Source organism: Christiangramia fulva, from assembly GCF_003024155.1.
Lineage (GTDB): Bacteria > Bacteroidota > Bacteroidia > Flavobacteriales > Flavobacteriaceae > Christiangramia > Christiangramia fulva.
On sequence record NZ_CP028136.1, the window covers coordinates 493,858 to 509,312 of the forward strand.

General features: G+C 38.6%; 15 protein-coding genes. 9 read left to right on the top strand and 6 right to left on the bottom strand.

The window, feature by feature from the left end:
* Positions 1–43: 43 nt before the first annotated feature.
* The 4 genes from C7S20_RS02430 (at position 44) to C7S20_RS02450 (ending at position 6,137) form a co-directional block, all read left to right on the top strand.
* The gene (locus tag C7S20_RS02430; RefSeq protein ID WP_107010987.1) at positions 44–832 is read left to right on the top strand and encodes an SDR family NAD(P)-dependent oxidoreductase; all 789 of its coding nucleotides are present in this window, start codon (positions 44–46) and stop codon (positions 830–832) included.
* Between the two features lie 188 nt (positions 833–1,020).
* Positions 1,021–1,854, top strand: coding sequence for a halocarboxylic acid dehydrogenase DehI family protein (locus C7S20_RS02435; RefSeq protein ID WP_159039853.1), 834 nt, complete (start codon positions 1,021–1,023; stop codon positions 1,852–1,854).
* Positions 1,855–2,542: 688 nt separating this feature from the next.
* Entirely contained in the window at positions 2,543–4,885 is a 2,343-nt protein-coding gene (locus C7S20_RS02445; protein ID WP_107010990.1) for a TonB-dependent receptor, read from the top strand.
* Between the two features lie 7 nt (positions 4,886–4,892).
* On the top strand, positions 4,893–6,137 hold the full coding sequence (locus C7S20_RS02450) for a PepSY-associated TM helix domain-containing protein (protein WP_107010991.1): 1,245 nt from the start codon (positions 4,893–4,895) through the stop codon (positions 6,135–6,137).
* 210 nt (positions 6,138–6,347) lie between these two features.
* On the opposite strand, the gene C7S20_RS02455 is transcribed toward C7S20_RS02450, so the two are convergent.
* Positions 6,348–6,605, bottom strand: a complete 258-nt coding sequence (locus tag C7S20_RS02455) for a hypothetical protein (protein WP_193510788.1) — start codon at positions 6,603–6,605, stop codon at positions 6,348–6,350.
* Positions 6,606–7,333: 728 nt separating this feature from the next.
* Here C7S20_RS02455 and C7S20_RS02460 point away from each other — a divergent pair.
* The 5 genes from C7S20_RS02460 (at position 7,334) to C7S20_RS02480 (ending at position 11,708) form a co-directional block, all read left to right on the top strand.
* Entirely contained in the window at positions 7,334–7,696 is a 363-nt protein-coding gene (locus tag C7S20_RS02460) for a single-stranded DNA-binding protein (protein WP_107014066.1), read from the top strand.
* A 68-nt stretch (positions 7,697–7,764) separates the two neighbouring features.
* On the top strand, positions 7,765–8,214 hold the full coding sequence (locus C7S20_RS02465) for a JAB domain-containing protein (protein WP_107010992.1): 450 nt from the start codon (positions 7,765–7,767) through the stop codon (positions 8,212–8,214).
* Positions 8,215–8,583: 369 nt separating this feature from the next.
* Positions 8,584–9,120, top strand: a complete 537-nt coding sequence (locus C7S20_RS02470) for a BfmA/BtgA family mobilization protein (RefSeq protein ID WP_159039854.1) — start codon at positions 8,584–8,586, stop codon at positions 9,118–9,120.
* Positions 9,104–10,123 (top strand): MobB family relaxase, encoded by a 1,020-nt coding sequence (gene mobB / locus C7S20_RS02475; RefSeq protein WP_107010994.1) that lies wholly within the window; start codon positions 9,104–9,106, stop codon positions 10,121–10,123. The genes C7S20_RS02470 and mobB overlap by 17 nt, the downstream gene beginning before the upstream one ends.
* A gap of 10 nt (positions 10,124–10,133) precedes the next feature.
* Entirely contained in the window at positions 10,134–11,708 is a 1,575-nt protein-coding gene (locus tag C7S20_RS02480) for a type IV secretory system conjugative DNA transfer family protein (RefSeq protein WP_107010995.1), read from the top strand.
* Positions 11,709–11,717: 9 nt separating this feature from the next.
* On the opposite strand, the gene C7S20_RS02485 is transcribed toward C7S20_RS02480, so the two are convergent.
* From C7S20_RS02485 to C7S20_RS02505, 5 genes are read right to left on the bottom strand one after another with little or no spacing between them, the layout of a single operon-like run.
* Entirely contained in the window at positions 11,718–12,542 is an 825-nt protein-coding gene (locus C7S20_RS02485) for a DUF4138 domain-containing protein (RefSeq protein ID WP_107010996.1), read from the bottom strand.
* Positions 12,539–13,441, bottom strand: coding sequence for a conjugative transposon protein TraM (traM, locus tag C7S20_RS02490; RefSeq protein WP_107010997.1), 903 nt, complete (start codon positions 13,439–13,441; stop codon positions 12,539–12,541). The genes C7S20_RS02485 and traM overlap by 4 nt, the downstream gene beginning before the upstream one ends.
* Positions 13,428–14,045: a conjugal transfer protein TraK gene (locus tag C7S20_RS02495; protein ID WP_107010998.1), complete on the bottom strand. Its 618-nt coding sequence runs from the start codon at positions 14,043–14,045 to the stop codon at positions 13,428–13,430. The genes traM and C7S20_RS02495 overlap by 14 nt, the downstream gene beginning before the upstream one ends.
* 10 nt (positions 14,046–14,055) lie before the next feature.
* Entirely contained in the window at positions 14,056–14,880 is an 825-nt protein-coding gene (locus tag C7S20_RS02500; RefSeq protein ID WP_107010999.1) for a hypothetical protein, read from the bottom strand.
* 5 nt (positions 14,881–14,885) lie between these two features.
* Positions 14,886–15,455: a conjugal transfer protein gene (locus C7S20_RS02505; RefSeq protein ID WP_107011000.1), complete on the bottom strand. Its 570-nt coding sequence runs from the start codon at positions 15,453–15,455 to the stop codon at positions 14,886–14,888.

The window sequence follows — 15,455 nt, forward strand, 5'->3', positions numbered from 1 at the left end:
TTGATTGGGTATTATTTTTAGAAATCATCAAAATTAGATTTTTATGCACATTAAAAATAAAAAGGTATTAATTACAGGGGGCAATTCAGGTATAGGAAAAGCTATAATAAAAGAATTAATTCATCATGGCGTTAAAGAAATAGCTGTTTTTGCAAGAAACTTAAACACTCTAGAACGGTTAAAAAGTGATTTCCCTTCTGCTCAATTTCTCCTTTTAAAAGGAGATTTATCTTCTACAGAAGATTTGAAAAAATGTATTACCGTTATACAAAGTAATTGGAAAGAATTGGATATACTAATCAATAATGCTGGTGTGGTTAGTGCAGGTTTACTTTCTGAAGTAAGTCAGGAAGATATAATTCAGCAAATAAACGTAAATCTTACCGGTTTGATTCTCTTGACCAAAAAATCCCTTCCACTTTTAAAACAAAGCCATCAAAGTGCAATTGTGAATATTTCATCCGGCTATGGTTACATTGCAATGCCCTTTTATAGTGTTTATGCTACAACAAAAGCGGCTGTCAGACAATTTTCTGATGCAATGAGAAGAGAACTCTACCAATATCCTATACACGTAATGACTGTATATCCTTCGGCAACTAATACCAACATGATGAAAACAGCTGAAGTTGATGAAATGGATTCACCTGAAAAAGTTGCAAAACTGGTTGTAGAGGGGTTAATTTCGGAAGAAATAAATGTGATTTTAGGAGGTGAGGAAAGAAAAAAACAGATTGAATTAAACTTTATGGATCCCAAAAAAATTGATGAATTGGCGGCAGAAAATTATGAAGCACTTAAAAAAAGAACCAAGAATCACCGTGCGATGTAATTAGGACCTAATAATGGATCGGAAACTATTGTAATGCTTTCAGGAATGTAAATAACGAGAACGATCTTAATAATTACGATTTGTAGGGATATATAAGGCTATTAAAAAGGATTATGAAATTTAAAAATAAAGATCTTCAGGAAGAAATAAAAAGAGGGATGCAGTTAGCGGCCACAAAACAGGATTTAATGCCCGAAAAAGTAGGTCCAAGAATGGCTCTCATTTATAAAGATATTCAGAACACTTTACGTGTACCTGTAGTTAATTCAATTTTTCGAATTTTAGCAAACTATCCAGATTATCTGGAGCAAAGATGGAAAGAAGTAAGCCCCGTTTTGCGTACCATGGCATTTGAAAAACAAGCGGACGAAATCCGTGAAATGGCTCTTATAAACGAATTTTCCACTTTTCCAGAATTGTCTTTAAAAAACCAGACTAAAATAAAGCAGTTAATAGCTTTTAATGATACGATCTTTTATGTTCTACCAAAGCTTTTAATAATTACAGGTCTTTTTTATGAATTAAGTTACGGGGCTGAAAAGAGAAATAGATCAGAACCTGAAAATGAAGATGATTATTACTATAAAATTCCCTTTGGCATTGTAAAGGGGACAGAAAAAGTACCCTTGATAGATCCCGGGAAGACAAGGGGAAATATCATAAATGTTTTTGATTCTATTAAAGAAGTTCATGACTATCCGCTCATCTCATCGTATTACCGGGGTATTGCAAATTGGCCTGAATTATTACAGGAAATTTGGGACAGAATTAAATCGATGGTGGGAACTCCTCCTTATGAAAAACGGAAGCAGGAATTGGTAGTATTTTCTACTAATGGGTTACAAAATTTACAGAACGTAATTAAAACTCAACATATCATAATGCCAGAAAAAGAAAGTGAAGAAATCAGGCATATTCTTTTAGCATTTCAACAAAAATTCATCCCCGAGATGCTATTGGATTTAGCCTTGATAAAGGCTAACCTAGGTGGTGGAAAGCCAGCTATTCAGCTAAGCTTATAGGTGTAAAAATAGCTTCGTATCGGGATTTAATCCTTCAAGTATACTTTCTGAAGAAAACTGAAAATTTGCATATTAGGGAGATCAAACTTTTCTGCAATTTCCAGTAATTCTTTTTTGAGACAATAAAGTTGAATCCGAAATATACGTTAACGTGAATATAAAAAAAATTCTCTTATAGAAAAGCAAGATATAAAAGGAAACCATCAAGTGGAAACTCCATTTTTTTTTACTTTTGCATACACCCAATATGATGAAAAAAATAGCAGTCATATTTTTATTTTTCGCTTTTACCGCGAGACCTGTATATGAATTTGCCTATTTAACCTATTTTAAGCTGAACCAGAGCGAAATTATCAGAAACTTTTGCGTCAATAAAAATAAGCCCGAACTTCATTGCAACGGTAAATGTCATTTAATGAAGGAATTATCACTGGGATCTAAAAGTGATAAAAAACAAAATACAATTCTGGCTGAAAGTTTTCTCCCACTATTTTTTCAGGAATATTCCTATAAATCTCGCCTATATATTTCCGATTTTTACCGCTGCGATAATTGGAGATTTTTACCCAAAGATTACTCACAAATTCAAACTGTACCTTCCCCCCCTCCAAAAGTTTAGTGCATAATACAGAACAAAAAAACAGAGCGTTTATTGACGCTCTAAAGGAGTATGCATTAAAATATAATTATGAATAAAATTTTTATAATGCTTACAGCCATTGTTGTAAGCATTAATGCCTTTGGCCAGAATAAATATTATGGCCGCGTTATATCAGAAAATAAAGCGGGATTATCGGGAGCTACCATAACTTCGGTTGAAAATCCGGAGAATGGTGTTGTTGCAGATTTTGATGGTAATTTTGAAATATTACTCAGAAATACCAATAAAGTAAAAATAAGCTATGTTGGATTCGAGTCAAAAATCACAAAACTTACTAAAACGTTTAACACAATTATTCTTAATGAGGCACAAACGGGCCTGGAGGAGGTTGTGATTTCGGCCAGTAGAGAATTACAAAAACGATCGGAAGTTCCTGCTTCTATTTCAACCATATCGGCCAGGCAAATCCAGGAATCAAAGGCATTTGGATTGGAACAATTAGTAAATGAGGTACCCGGAGTTTTTATGTCCACATCTAAAGCGGCCGGAAATGAACAACATTTTATGTCGGTTCGATCTCCAATTTCAACCAGGTCTATTTTTTTGTATCTTGAAGATGGACTTCCCATAAGACCCACCGCGGTTTTCAACCATAATTCGTTATTGGAAATCAATAATACTTCCCTTCAAAAAATAGAAGTCTTAAAAGGTCCTGCATCTAGCATTTATGGAAGTGAGGCTATTGGAGCAAGCTTCAATTTTATTACGCAAGATCCAACTTTTAACCCTTCCGGAAGCCTGGGATTTCAATTAAACGATTTGGGGCTTTCCAGATATGAAGCTGAATATTCTCAATACTTAGGCAAAAAAGTGGGGTTTTATGTTGGATCGCAATATGTACAGAGGAAAAATGGGCCTATCGAATATAGCGATTATGAAAAATTTGGTCTGACTTTTAAATCTAAAGTGAATTTTTCCAGTTCCCTGGAATGGACCAATGTACTGGATCTAATCAATTATCGGAGTGATATGACAGGTTCTTTGGGTGAAAATGACTTTAGGACAGGAGAGTATCTTAGCGACCAAACTTTTACCAATAGAACCGATAATTCTCTGCGCTTAAGGAGTACGCTGGATAAAGAATGGAATAGCAAAAACAAGACAACCTTTAATTTCATTTTTAGAGATAATACCATGGGGCAAATCCCATCTTATAGAGTTACTCAATTTCGTGAGCAGGGTCAATTAACCGGCAGTGGATCTGGAGAAATAAACTCCAATGGATTTAATAGTTATGTGGGTATAATTCAGCACAAAACTGATTTTAAATTTTGGAATTCTACCTTAATTACGGGAGTTTCGTTAGATTATTCACCGCAAAAATATTTTGCCAATCCTATCCAGGTACAGGTGGATGTTGAAACACACAAGAACACCGGCTATACAATCGATAAGAATAATTTTCTTTTGAACTATCGCGCTAATATTTTAAACTATGCGGGATATGCCCAATATGAAATTAGTCCTATTCAGAAATTGAAAGTAACCGGGGCGATCAGGTTCGATAAATTTCAGTACGATTATAATAACCTTATAGAAGATGTTGCAGGACCGGAAGATGCTATTACCAGATACCAAAATTGGTCTCCCAAAATTGGTTTTAACTATAATTTTTCAAAAGCGCTGGGGATCTACGGAAATTACGCGGTAGGCTTTACTCCGCCGGAGACTTCCAATTTATACCGCAATAGTTTTGTAGGTGCGGGAGGCAGGGTGTTTGATTTAAAACCCAGTAATTACAATAACTACGAATTGGGAGGATATTTTAATCTTCCATCGCGGGTAAAACTTGACCTGGCTCTTTATATGCTAAATGGAAAAAATACTTTAATAAGTCTGCGAAATGGAAATGATGAATTTTATTACACCAATGCCGGAAAAACCAGATCGTATGGGATTGAATATGGAGTAACTTATTTTCCAGTTTCATCGCTTAGAATTACCCACAGCGGAAGTCTAGCAAGGCATCGTTACATCAAATTCTTTCAAAATGGTGTGGATTATTCAGGAACAGACAGAGAAACGGCTCCACGATATACAAGTTTTACTGAAATTTCCTATCATCCTTCATTTTTAACCCATCTGAATATTAGCGCTAATAATACCATGGTTGGAAGATATAATACAAGTTTTGAAGGACAGGTAATTTCCGAAGATGGGGGCCACTCTACGGCAACCTATAAAGGCTACAGCATTTTCAATCTTAAAGCGAGTTATACTTTAAAAAGGTTTGAATTTTGGGGACAGGTTCTAAATATTTTCGACAGCCTGTATGCAGTAGAGGCCTCTTATAATATTTATAGAAAAGAAAACAGTTATACTATTGGAAATCCAAGAGCATTTCATCTGGGAGTAAAATATAATTTTTAAGAAATAAATGAAAAATAAAAAACTGAACAGCTGGCTCTGGAGATGGCACGTAATAGCCGGATTAATTTCCCTTCCATTCGTGCTCATTCTCTCTATTACAGGTGGAATTTATCTTTTTAAGGATAATTATGAAGCTCCACATTTGGCAAAAATAAATCAGATAAAAGAGGTAAAAGGCCAACCTTTAAGCTTTCAAAAGCAGTGGGAAGTAGTTCAGAAGAAATCCAGTAAAAAGCCCGATGAAATTATTTTGAATAAAAATAATGTTCAGGCTACCAGATTTGCATCAGGACAATTCGCCACTAAATCTACTCTTTACCTTAATCCCTATTCCGGTGATATTTTAGCCCAGATTAGAGAAAAAGATTCTAAGATGTTTAAAGTACGTAAGCTACACGGCGAACTTCTAATGGGAAAATTTGGCACCAAAATAGTTGAATTGATAGCTTGCTGGTTAATCGTACTAATTATAACCGGAATTTATGTTTGGTGGCCAAAAAAGAAATGGTCGTTGAAAGGTGTTTTTCTCATCAGGAAAAAGGAAGGAAGACGGAATTTTTTCCGGGACTTGCACGCCGTAACCGCATTCTGGTTTTCTGTTCTTTTACTAATGATTTTAATGGGAGGTTTGCCCTGGACCGATGTTTTTGGCGACTACTTCAAATGGATGCAAAAGGTTACCCATACGGGGTACCCGGTTACCTGGCAGGCAACAAATGTTCATTCTAAATCTTTTGGAATAGAGACTATTCCTTTAGACAGTGTAATAGGTATAGCAAAGGGAATGGATTTGAAAGGGGAAATTCATATTGGACTTCCCTACAAAAAAACTGATGTTTTTACCGTCTCTAATACTGTGGGCGATCCGCATTACCTGGAAATACATCATTTAGACCAATTTTCAGGAAAGGAAATTGTTTCTCATGATTGGAATGACATCGGTGTGCTAATGCGAGGGCGATTATGGTTTATGGCTTTTCATCAAGGCCAATTTGGACCCTGGAATAAATATTTAATGCTTCTTACAGCTATAGCCTTATTCACATTATCCCTTTCTGCTTTTTTATCTTATTATTTACGCGACAAAAAGGGTTGGGGAATACCTAAAGTACCTAAAAATTTTACAGTTGGTAAAGTAGTCATAGGTTTAATAATTCTTTTAAGCCTTCTTTTGCCATTATTTGGTTTAAGTGTATTGCTTATAATAGTTTTTCATTATGGAAAAAAGCTCTCAGCGAATAAAATATCCTAACGAATTGGAACTATCCCAGATATCGTCAGGCGCAATAGTGAATTTACAGATTTGCCGGTTTATGAATTTTACTCTTTGAATTTTATAGTTATTTTAGCTAATGGTTATGCTTCAATATACCAACTACCGGCTGATATTTTTTTAGACTTTAAATTAAATTGTACTCCTTAAATTCCTAAATTGATTCTACGAGAATCAATTTTAATATGCCTACTGTGGCCGTCGGTGCTGGAATACTTGTATAATCTCTTCCAATTTTCCCACAATTTCCAAGGGCTTTTCTTCCTGTATAAAGTGCTTGGAACTCAACTTGTGAATTTTTGATAAGCCAGCAGCCTTTTTAATTTCCTGTCCTTTTTCTTCAAGTTTTAAAAATGGACCATCTGCACCCCATATAGCCTGAATAGGATAGGAAACGTCTGTTATTTCTGATGGGCACCTATCATCCCCGTGATATTGATCTATCATCTTTAGAAATTCCCACTCTTATATTGTAAGCGCAAAATGGTGGTCTTTCCGGTTTAGAAGAAGTCATGGAAAATAAGGTCAAACTTCCCAAAAACACACAACTGTAATGACAAAAGGAGGAAATCATTCTCAATTTGGATATCTAGGGCATCTTCTTACTAATAATATGCCACCATTAATTTGGTTCACCAAAAGTTTCAAACTCTTAATCACATGTGGATTTTTTTTAATGGAATACATTTAGAGAATTAGAGGAAATTCCCTTCTCATAAATATCTTCAAAACTAGGAGTTACGAGCTATAATTATTCTTTTTTCAGGAATTTTCAATTTGGATGTATATCGTCTGATAAAAGTTACAGTTTTTCCATTCATTTGAATACACCATCCTTGCCATCTCCTCTCCTTTTTTAAGACGCAAAATACCAACATTCAGAAGTTAGCCGGGCAGCATAAACCACTCGGCTACGCACTCCCTTTTTATATGCCCTTTGACTAATTCTGAATGTTGAATCGTATCTGCATCAAAAAAGGATAACAGCGATGGCACTACGGGAAGTAAATTCTAACATCTTCATCATGAAATCATTTCAACTGCATATCAATTCCAGATCAAGAAATTTCCAAAATCAAAAAAGGAAAAACGCTCCAGATACAGAAAGTAAATTTTTTAAACCTACCCGTGGGTACTTACGGGAACACTTTTTATTAATCTTAAATTCTTTAATCATGAGTACTATTAGAAACAAAGTACAGCTCATCGGAAACGTAGGGAACACTCCCGAAATCCGAAACCTTGAAAGTGGTAAGAAAGTAGCTTCTTTCTCCATGGCCACTAATGACCATTACCGCACCACCAGCGGAGAGAAAATTCAGGAAACCCAATGGCACAACCTGGTAGCTTGGGGAAAAACCGCTGAGATCATCGAAAATCACGTAGGTAAAGGCAAAGAAATTGCCATCGACGGAAAACTCTCTTCCAGATCCTATGAAGATAAGGAAGGTGTTAAAAGGTATGTAACAGAAATAGTGATTTCTGAAATTCTATTGCTCGGCAGCAAAAACCTTGATGAGAATCATGATAATGTATGAAAAATAAAGAGGGCGAGACTTGTTCACGGTAGCGCCCTCTTTTTAATTAACCCTTAAAAGAGTAAATTATGAAAACCAAAGTTAACGAAATTTCGATCAAATACCTCGGGAATTTTAAAATCGCAGAGGCCCCTAAAATCAGTTCCTCTTTTGATGCCAAAGAGGTGTTTTTTAATTCCTGGGACAAAGACCGAATTGGGCTGCAGGAAACCTTCAAAGTAATGCTACTCAATAACGCCAACCGGATTAAAGGAATTTTTGAAGTCTCCACGGGAGGCATTACCGGCACCCTTGTTGACCTGCGTATTGTTTTTGCCGTAGTTTTAAAATCTATGACCACAGCTATTATCGTGGCCCATAATCATCCTTCCGGAAACCTCCATCCCAGCCAGGCCGATAAACAGCTCACTAAAAAAATCAAAAACGCATCGGAATTTCTGGATGTAAAACTACTGGATCACCTGATCATTACTCCCGACGGCGATTATTTTTCCTTTGCCGATGAAGCAATTCTATAGTTTTTTAAGTTCGACTATTCATTTATGAAAGGGATTTTTACTAAAGATCCCTTTTTCTTTTTAATAGTCCTTTCCTGTTTTTACTGCAAAACTCATAATTCTTCGCTTAGAAAACTCTTAAAAGCGACTTTTCAATCTTTTAGCTTAGTTGGAAAATCCTAATTTCCAAAGGCTTTGAATTTTTGCCTCCGGCAAAAAAGGAAAAGCAAGAGGATAACCCGCGACGCGAGGTTATGAAACATTTTTCATTTGAGTTGCACTCAAATGGGCGCTTTTAGTTCTATCTAAAATAAAACACATCAAAAGTTGGGAAGTTTTTCACGCAAAAATTGTCTCAGCCCCTATAAACAGGCAAATTTTTCACGCAAAATGGATGATTCTTTAAAAAAAGAAAAGTTTAGAAACCTGAGTTTTAAAAGCTCTGTAGCCGAAAAATTCATTCGGTACAGTAAAGAAATATCCAGGTCCCGTTCCATGACCCTGCTTTTGATGCTGGAATTTTTTGAGTTTAATAAAATCGCACCAACTGAATCCCTGGGCCCACGAATGCAGACCCTCGAGTCCGTCATCAAAAAAAGGATTAATGCACTTATGGCCATCATCCGTGATATCGAACAAAATCAAACCATCCCCACCAAAGGAATGCTGGAAGCGCTCTTTGAAGAATTGCCGGGACAAAATCCTAAAAAGAATATTAGTTCCTTCCAGGAAGCTTTTAAGAATTTAAATGCTAAAACCACCACGGTACCCCTAAAACCAAAAGAACCTGATCATAAGGATATTCGTAAGCTGCTCAGGCATATCAAAACCGTACAACCAACTTTCGGAAAACCCTTTCTTAAAATTACCATATCTCCACAGGAAATAAACCATTTAAAATCTAAATACCATGTATATCACGATTAGTCCTCAAAAACTCGGTGACTCCTTCTCCACCAGCGTCACCGATTTTATCGAATACCTGGAAAAAGAGAACAAAGATCTTCAACCGGATCACCAGGAATTTTTCTTTTCTAAGGACCAGGAGCGAATTTCACCCAAGGAGGTAGTCCGCGCAATAGATCACAACACTTCTAAATTAAAATCTACGGAACCCCGCTACTATTCCTTAACCGTAAATCCTTCCCAGCGGGAACTGCAACATATTGGCAATGATCCTGAAAAGCTAAAAACCTATGTGCGATCCCTTATGAAAGATTATGCCTCCTGTTTTAATAGGGAGATCAACGGGAGGCCCATTCAGTCCTCAGATGTCCTGTATTTTGCAAAAATAGAATATGCCCGCACCTATAAAGGAACCGACCGTGAAATCCGCGAGAATGCCCCTTTTTCTAATCGTATCGCCAAACTCCAAAATGATATCCGTAAGGTGGACCGCGGAGAATTAACAGGATCCATCAAAGAACTGGAAAAAGAAATCCTGCGCTTGCAAAAAGAAGCGCCCCATAAACTGGAAGGCAAGATAATCGAACAGGGCATGCAGAAACCCGGTTCCCAAACGCATGTGCACCTGGTGGTAAGTCGTAAAGACCGCACCAATAGCGTCAGCCTCTCTCCCGGGAGTAAATATAAAGCCTCAGAGGTGGTCCTTCAGGGACGTACGATAAAACGAGGCTTCGACCGGGACCTGTTTTTTCAAAAAGCTGAAGAGCGGTTTGATAAACAATTCGGATATCGTAGAAATTATGCAGAAGCTTATAGCTCCCGCAAAAATCTTTTGCATAACCCAAAACTTTATTATTCAAAACTCCTGCGCTTACCTGTTTCTGAACGTAAACTTGCCATGCAGCTGATTAAGCTGCCTGTACAAAGTCTGCCCCCTATTCCCAATGCCAAAATCCGTTTTGCTATTAAACAACTTCAAAAAGCACTGGAAGTCGGTATTCGCTCTGGATCGATTGGTTATTAAACTTTTAAATATGGCCTTACATTTACTTTTAGCTTATGCTGTCTGCACTATCGGCTTTTTAACCCTTGAACGGATCTATAACCGTGGGGTTTGGCTGAACCTGGCCTTAGCGGGTATCATTTTCTCCCCGACCTATTTCCTGACCCAAAAAAATATTCTTATTTGTTTATTGCTGATCTTACCCCTGCTTCTTGAAATCCTTCTTATCCATGGTTTCCGAAATCAGGATCAGGATGAAAATCTTGCTCCCAAATACAGGGTACCCTTCTTACTTCAAAATGGTTCTTTTAAGATACAAAATCTCCGGCGCGGGGTTTCTATCACAGGGGCAGCTGGAAGCGGAAAGACTGAAAGTGTCATTTATAATTTCCTTCAACATCTTCACCGCCACCAATTCTGCGGGATCATTCATGATTATAAAAATTTTGAACTCACGGAATTAGCCTATCCCCTATATCGCAAATCCAATATTCCTTTTTTTATCATCTCTTTCGATCCTATTTTCCACCGGGTCAATCCCATCGCTCCACCCTATCTTCCTGATGAAGAAAGCGTGAATGAAGTGGCCCGGGTGCTGATGGAAAACCTACTGGAACAAAAAGACCAGTATGCTTCTGGCTCTACCCGTTTTTTTAACGATGCGGTGGAAGGGATTCTTAGTGGCCTAATCTGGAAACTCCGTACCTACCACCCTGCCTGCTGCACCCTGCCCCATCTGATTGCAATTTATCAGCTGATGACCAGCGAACAGCTGATAAGGTTTTTGAGTTCCGATTTTACTTCCAGGGGGATGGCAGACGCTTTTATAAGTGGTATTGATTCTGAACGACAAACGGCCGCCGTGAAAGGTACCCTGGCGAACGCTTTTAAAAAAATCAGTACCCGTAAGATCTTCTTCACCCTTTCAGGAAATGATATTGCACTGGACATCAATAATCCTGAAAACCCCGCGGTGGTATCTATTGTGAATAACCCTAAACTGGATGCCGCCTATTCTCCGGTTATTGCCACTATCATTCATATTATCATCAAACAAATGAGTGTTCGTGGGAGGGAGAGTTCCTTTATTCTCATGGAAGAGGCTCCTACCCTGCGCCTGTTAAATATGCACCGGGTGCCTGCCACCCTAAGGAGCTATGATATTGCCACCCTTTACGTCATGCAGGATAAAATCCAGAATGACCTTCTTTATGGAGAAAAAGCCAGTAAAGCCATTCTTAGTAATCTCTCTTATCAATTCTTTGGAAAAGCCAATGACCCGGCCACGGCCCGGTATTATGAGCAATTTTTCGAACTTACGCATAAAGAAATGATTAGCGTTAGTGAGAGTCGGTCCATGAATTTCGATACACGAATCACCCGCTCGCAACGCGAAGTTTCCAAACGAAGAGCGGATCTTTTTTTTCGATTAAAACCGGGGCAATTTGTGGCCTATGCAGATGGTAAAGAAAAGCTTATTCAGTTCAAAAGGCAGCGATTATTAAAATCACTGCCTTCCCTATTCCGACATCCCGGTAGGGAGGATATCGAAGAGAATTTTAAGAAGATTTACCTGGAGGCCTCGGCATTAATTAATTCTTTGTAACCATCCTTTTTAGTGTCTGTATGGTTTATTGATTTTATTACTTCGGAGCGACATAGAAAGATACCGGCTTCCATTTTTCTCATTGACCATTATTTCTAACTGTTGTTGTTTGGTCACAGTAAACTTTGGATAAACGATCACAAATCCTTTGGAATGCCCCGCCGGAATAAGATCTGGTAATTGATAGGTAAAAATCGGATCTATTGGGATTTCCTGGTAAGAACTTTTTCTTTGTTTACTTCCCTGTAAGATCCGAAGGCCAACCTGGTTGATCTCAAAATCAATAGCTGACCGGTTACTGATTTTATAACGAATATAAACGCTGTTACCTATATAAGCTATCGCCTTCACTTCAAATTTGATATGTCCTTTTCGGGCAACCCCTAACGAGGACCTTTCTTTAGCCTCCATTAAATGTTGGGCAAGAATCGTATTTAATGAATCAGATAGCGACTTTTTTGTTGATACCACTGATCGGTCTGGGCGATCGCTGGTCTTCTTTTCTTCCATAGCCTTTTGATCACTCCTGATATAATAGGTGAAAGTCGGAAGGCTGTCCCTGAATTTTAAAATAAATGAATGAAATCCCCCATCGGCCGTTCTTATAAAAAGATTACTGGCTCTTCCCTGCCGGCCCTGCAAAAGGCCGAGCGTGTCACTCGCCTGCTGGTTATAACTGAAGACAAAATCTTCGGAGCCGGAAATAGCACTGGAAATCGGGGATGGCAACACCACCGCTACATTCTGTCTGGAATTACAGTACAATACTGGCGGATGCTGTGCTATACTTATTTGAATCCAAAAAAACGTCATTGATAATAAAAGATTTTTCATAATGCTGGTTTTAAGAGTAATTGATATTGGTGAAGGACTTTGACTTTTACATTTCGATTGTCCCGCTGGAAAAGACCTTTGATCCCCCTTACCTGCGGTACCCCCGAAATATTGATATCCTGAATGACATCGTCTAAAACCTCAGTGGTAGCCCGGCTACGGAAGCTGTTTTGGATATAAATCCCCTTTTGACCGTCAGAAATATCATAGGCTTCCAGCTGTTGCGATAACTTTCCTTTTGGGTAAATAGTCAGCATCAAACGATTAGCCTTAAAACTGCACTGTCCATAAAGGATCGTATTTTTCTCCAGGGTATCCCCGGAGGCCATAAAGGAGTCCAATAGACGAAGCTCTAAACGCTCATCTTTCCTGACCACCTGGTCTTTATTTACGACCGCCTTTATTGGGGGTCTATCAGATTTGTTTTTTGGTGAGGGACTCGCGATAAAAAATTGAGCATGCCCCTTTCCGAGGAATGCTTCCAAGATTTTAAGCGGCATCAGTGAATCAGAAAGCTCTGGAGATTTTTCTGTTTTCTCAACAATCGTTTCGGGAATGTTATAATCATATTCCTCAGGGCCAGTGGCCAGAATACTATCCATTAATTTCAGCTTCTCTTTTTCCTTTAAATAAGGATCATAGGTTCCCGAGGAATCCAGAAGACTCTCATCATAAATACTGGGAGCCAGGGAAGGTTTTTTCTCCCGTAGCTGATCTATTGCCTTTCTACGGCTACTAAACTGCTCAGGCTCCTTCTCCAGTCTGGGAACAGAAGTTTCCTTAAGCGATGGGGTGATTTCCTTGGTATCTCCAAATACTGAAATCCAATAAAGGACCATCAGTAACAGGATGATCAGAATACATCCTCCAAAAACTACTTTTCGTTTATTTATTTTCATTGGGTAACTTTTTTAAACTGTTTTCAAAAAAATCGATGATCAATAATCCATGCGGATTATTGGGGAAATTTCGATCCACACGTATAAGTTTTCCGGTTGTGACTAACTCGTATCGATCGGTAATACTTCCACGGTTGATCTCAAAATGCAGCGTGGTCCTAAACTTAAAGGGACTCTTTGATAGATCCAGCTCAGAATGCAGGTCGGTTACTTTTTGAACCAGTGAATACTGCAAAAGCCGATTGTAAACGCCATCGGCCTTTTTCTGCCGGTAAACTTCATCTACAGAACTGTTCCCTAACCAAAGGGCTTTTTCCAGGCTCGATTCGTAATTACTGGTATTGAGATCGAAGAAATACCGATGAAAAAGATCCAGGTGAGCCCGGGCTTCTACTTCCAGGTTTTCCCGTTGGTTGACAAGGGAAAGTGGTACTACACTCCCATCTCCATTTACAACAAAAGCCTTATCCAGTAATTCCCGGTAGGCTTTACGGACCTGTACCAGAGAAATTACACTACTGCCAAAGGAAATGAAGATCACGGTCAGCACCACGAATCGATTAAGGCGCAGGACTCGATAAATATGCATATATGGTGTTTTCATAAATTTGAATTTAACTGGCGAAAAGTCGGAAAGTGAAACTGATCGCTTTTCGGTATAATTTGAATTTAAGTAATACAATAAAACAGATGGAACCTAACTGGATCACAGGGGCCAGAATAGTTCCGTCCACATCCTCTCCTACCAGGTTCGGCCAAAAATCAAGGTTGATGGCCCTGTAGAGTTCGTTGATAAAAATATTGACCAGAAAAAAAGCTGGCACTACCATATAAACCGCTGCATACAACCGAAAAAAACGATAGCCCATTTCCCGGAATTTCTCAAATACTGCCAGAGATAAGACCAGAGGAAAAAAGAGCTGCAGTAACCCCAGCAAAAAGAATCGTTCGGCTAAAAAGAGCGGATAGATGAAAAGATCCATGATCCATAAAAACAAGCCGAGGATAAAGGCTACCACTTTCATCGGATAAAAAGGAGTGACCAGGTATTCGTATAGCATGCCGAGGGCTTTACTCCCTGCTTCCACCAGGCCCAGATCCTGCTCGATTTCCACATCCTGAAGCTGTAAAGGAATGAGTGCCGGAGCGGTATCCCTAAAATTCGATTCGATACTCACGAGTATACCGTCAAAAAATCCTAAAATTTGTGAAGAAAAAATGACCAGTAACGTCAGGGTAAAGTTTTTAATCAAATCGGCAGGTTGCAGTCCCCAGGTATAGCCATCACTGGAGACCGCCCCTTCCTGGTATTTCTTTAGGATATTGACCAGAAATAAAAGTACAGCCAGTGTTTTTACCCCGGTAAGGGTGTACTGTGAAATATCCGTCTCCTTGAGAGTGGTAAATATGGCATCTATGTATTCCAGACCCAGCTCCATTCTATTTAGTATTTAGCGGGCCGACCGTTAATAGATTCCTTAACCTGACGAAATTCTATAATATGCTGGTAGCGCTTCTTCTTAAGACTGATCTCCTGGATCATTTCTCGTGAGCGTTTTCGCTGAGCTTCCAAAATGGACAGCCGCTCTGCATCGGTCATTTCCAGGTAATTGCTAGTAAGCAAATCCTGCATAAACTGTAGATCCTCCAGGGCGGTATCCATTAAAGTATTAAAGGATTCACTAATGATGGTGACTTCATCTCCATGGATATAGGGAGAGTTTAATATCTCCTGTAGATCGCTACGAACGGTAGTATAGAGTTCTTCATAATTGGAAATAATTTCCCGAACGGTTTTCAGTTGCTGAATGACCTGGCTTACCTGCTCGATCCGTTCTTTTTGCTCCTGGAGAAATCTTACTGTTTGTAACAGCTGGGAGGTTTGCTTGGCAGACTCTATAAGCTGCTGGCCAAGGGCTAAAAAGTTGGTGTTGTCATAGACGGGCATGCCCTGGGCAGCCAGCCTTGAAAAACTTAAAAACACCATTAGGCTGAGAATAAAAATTCGTTTCAT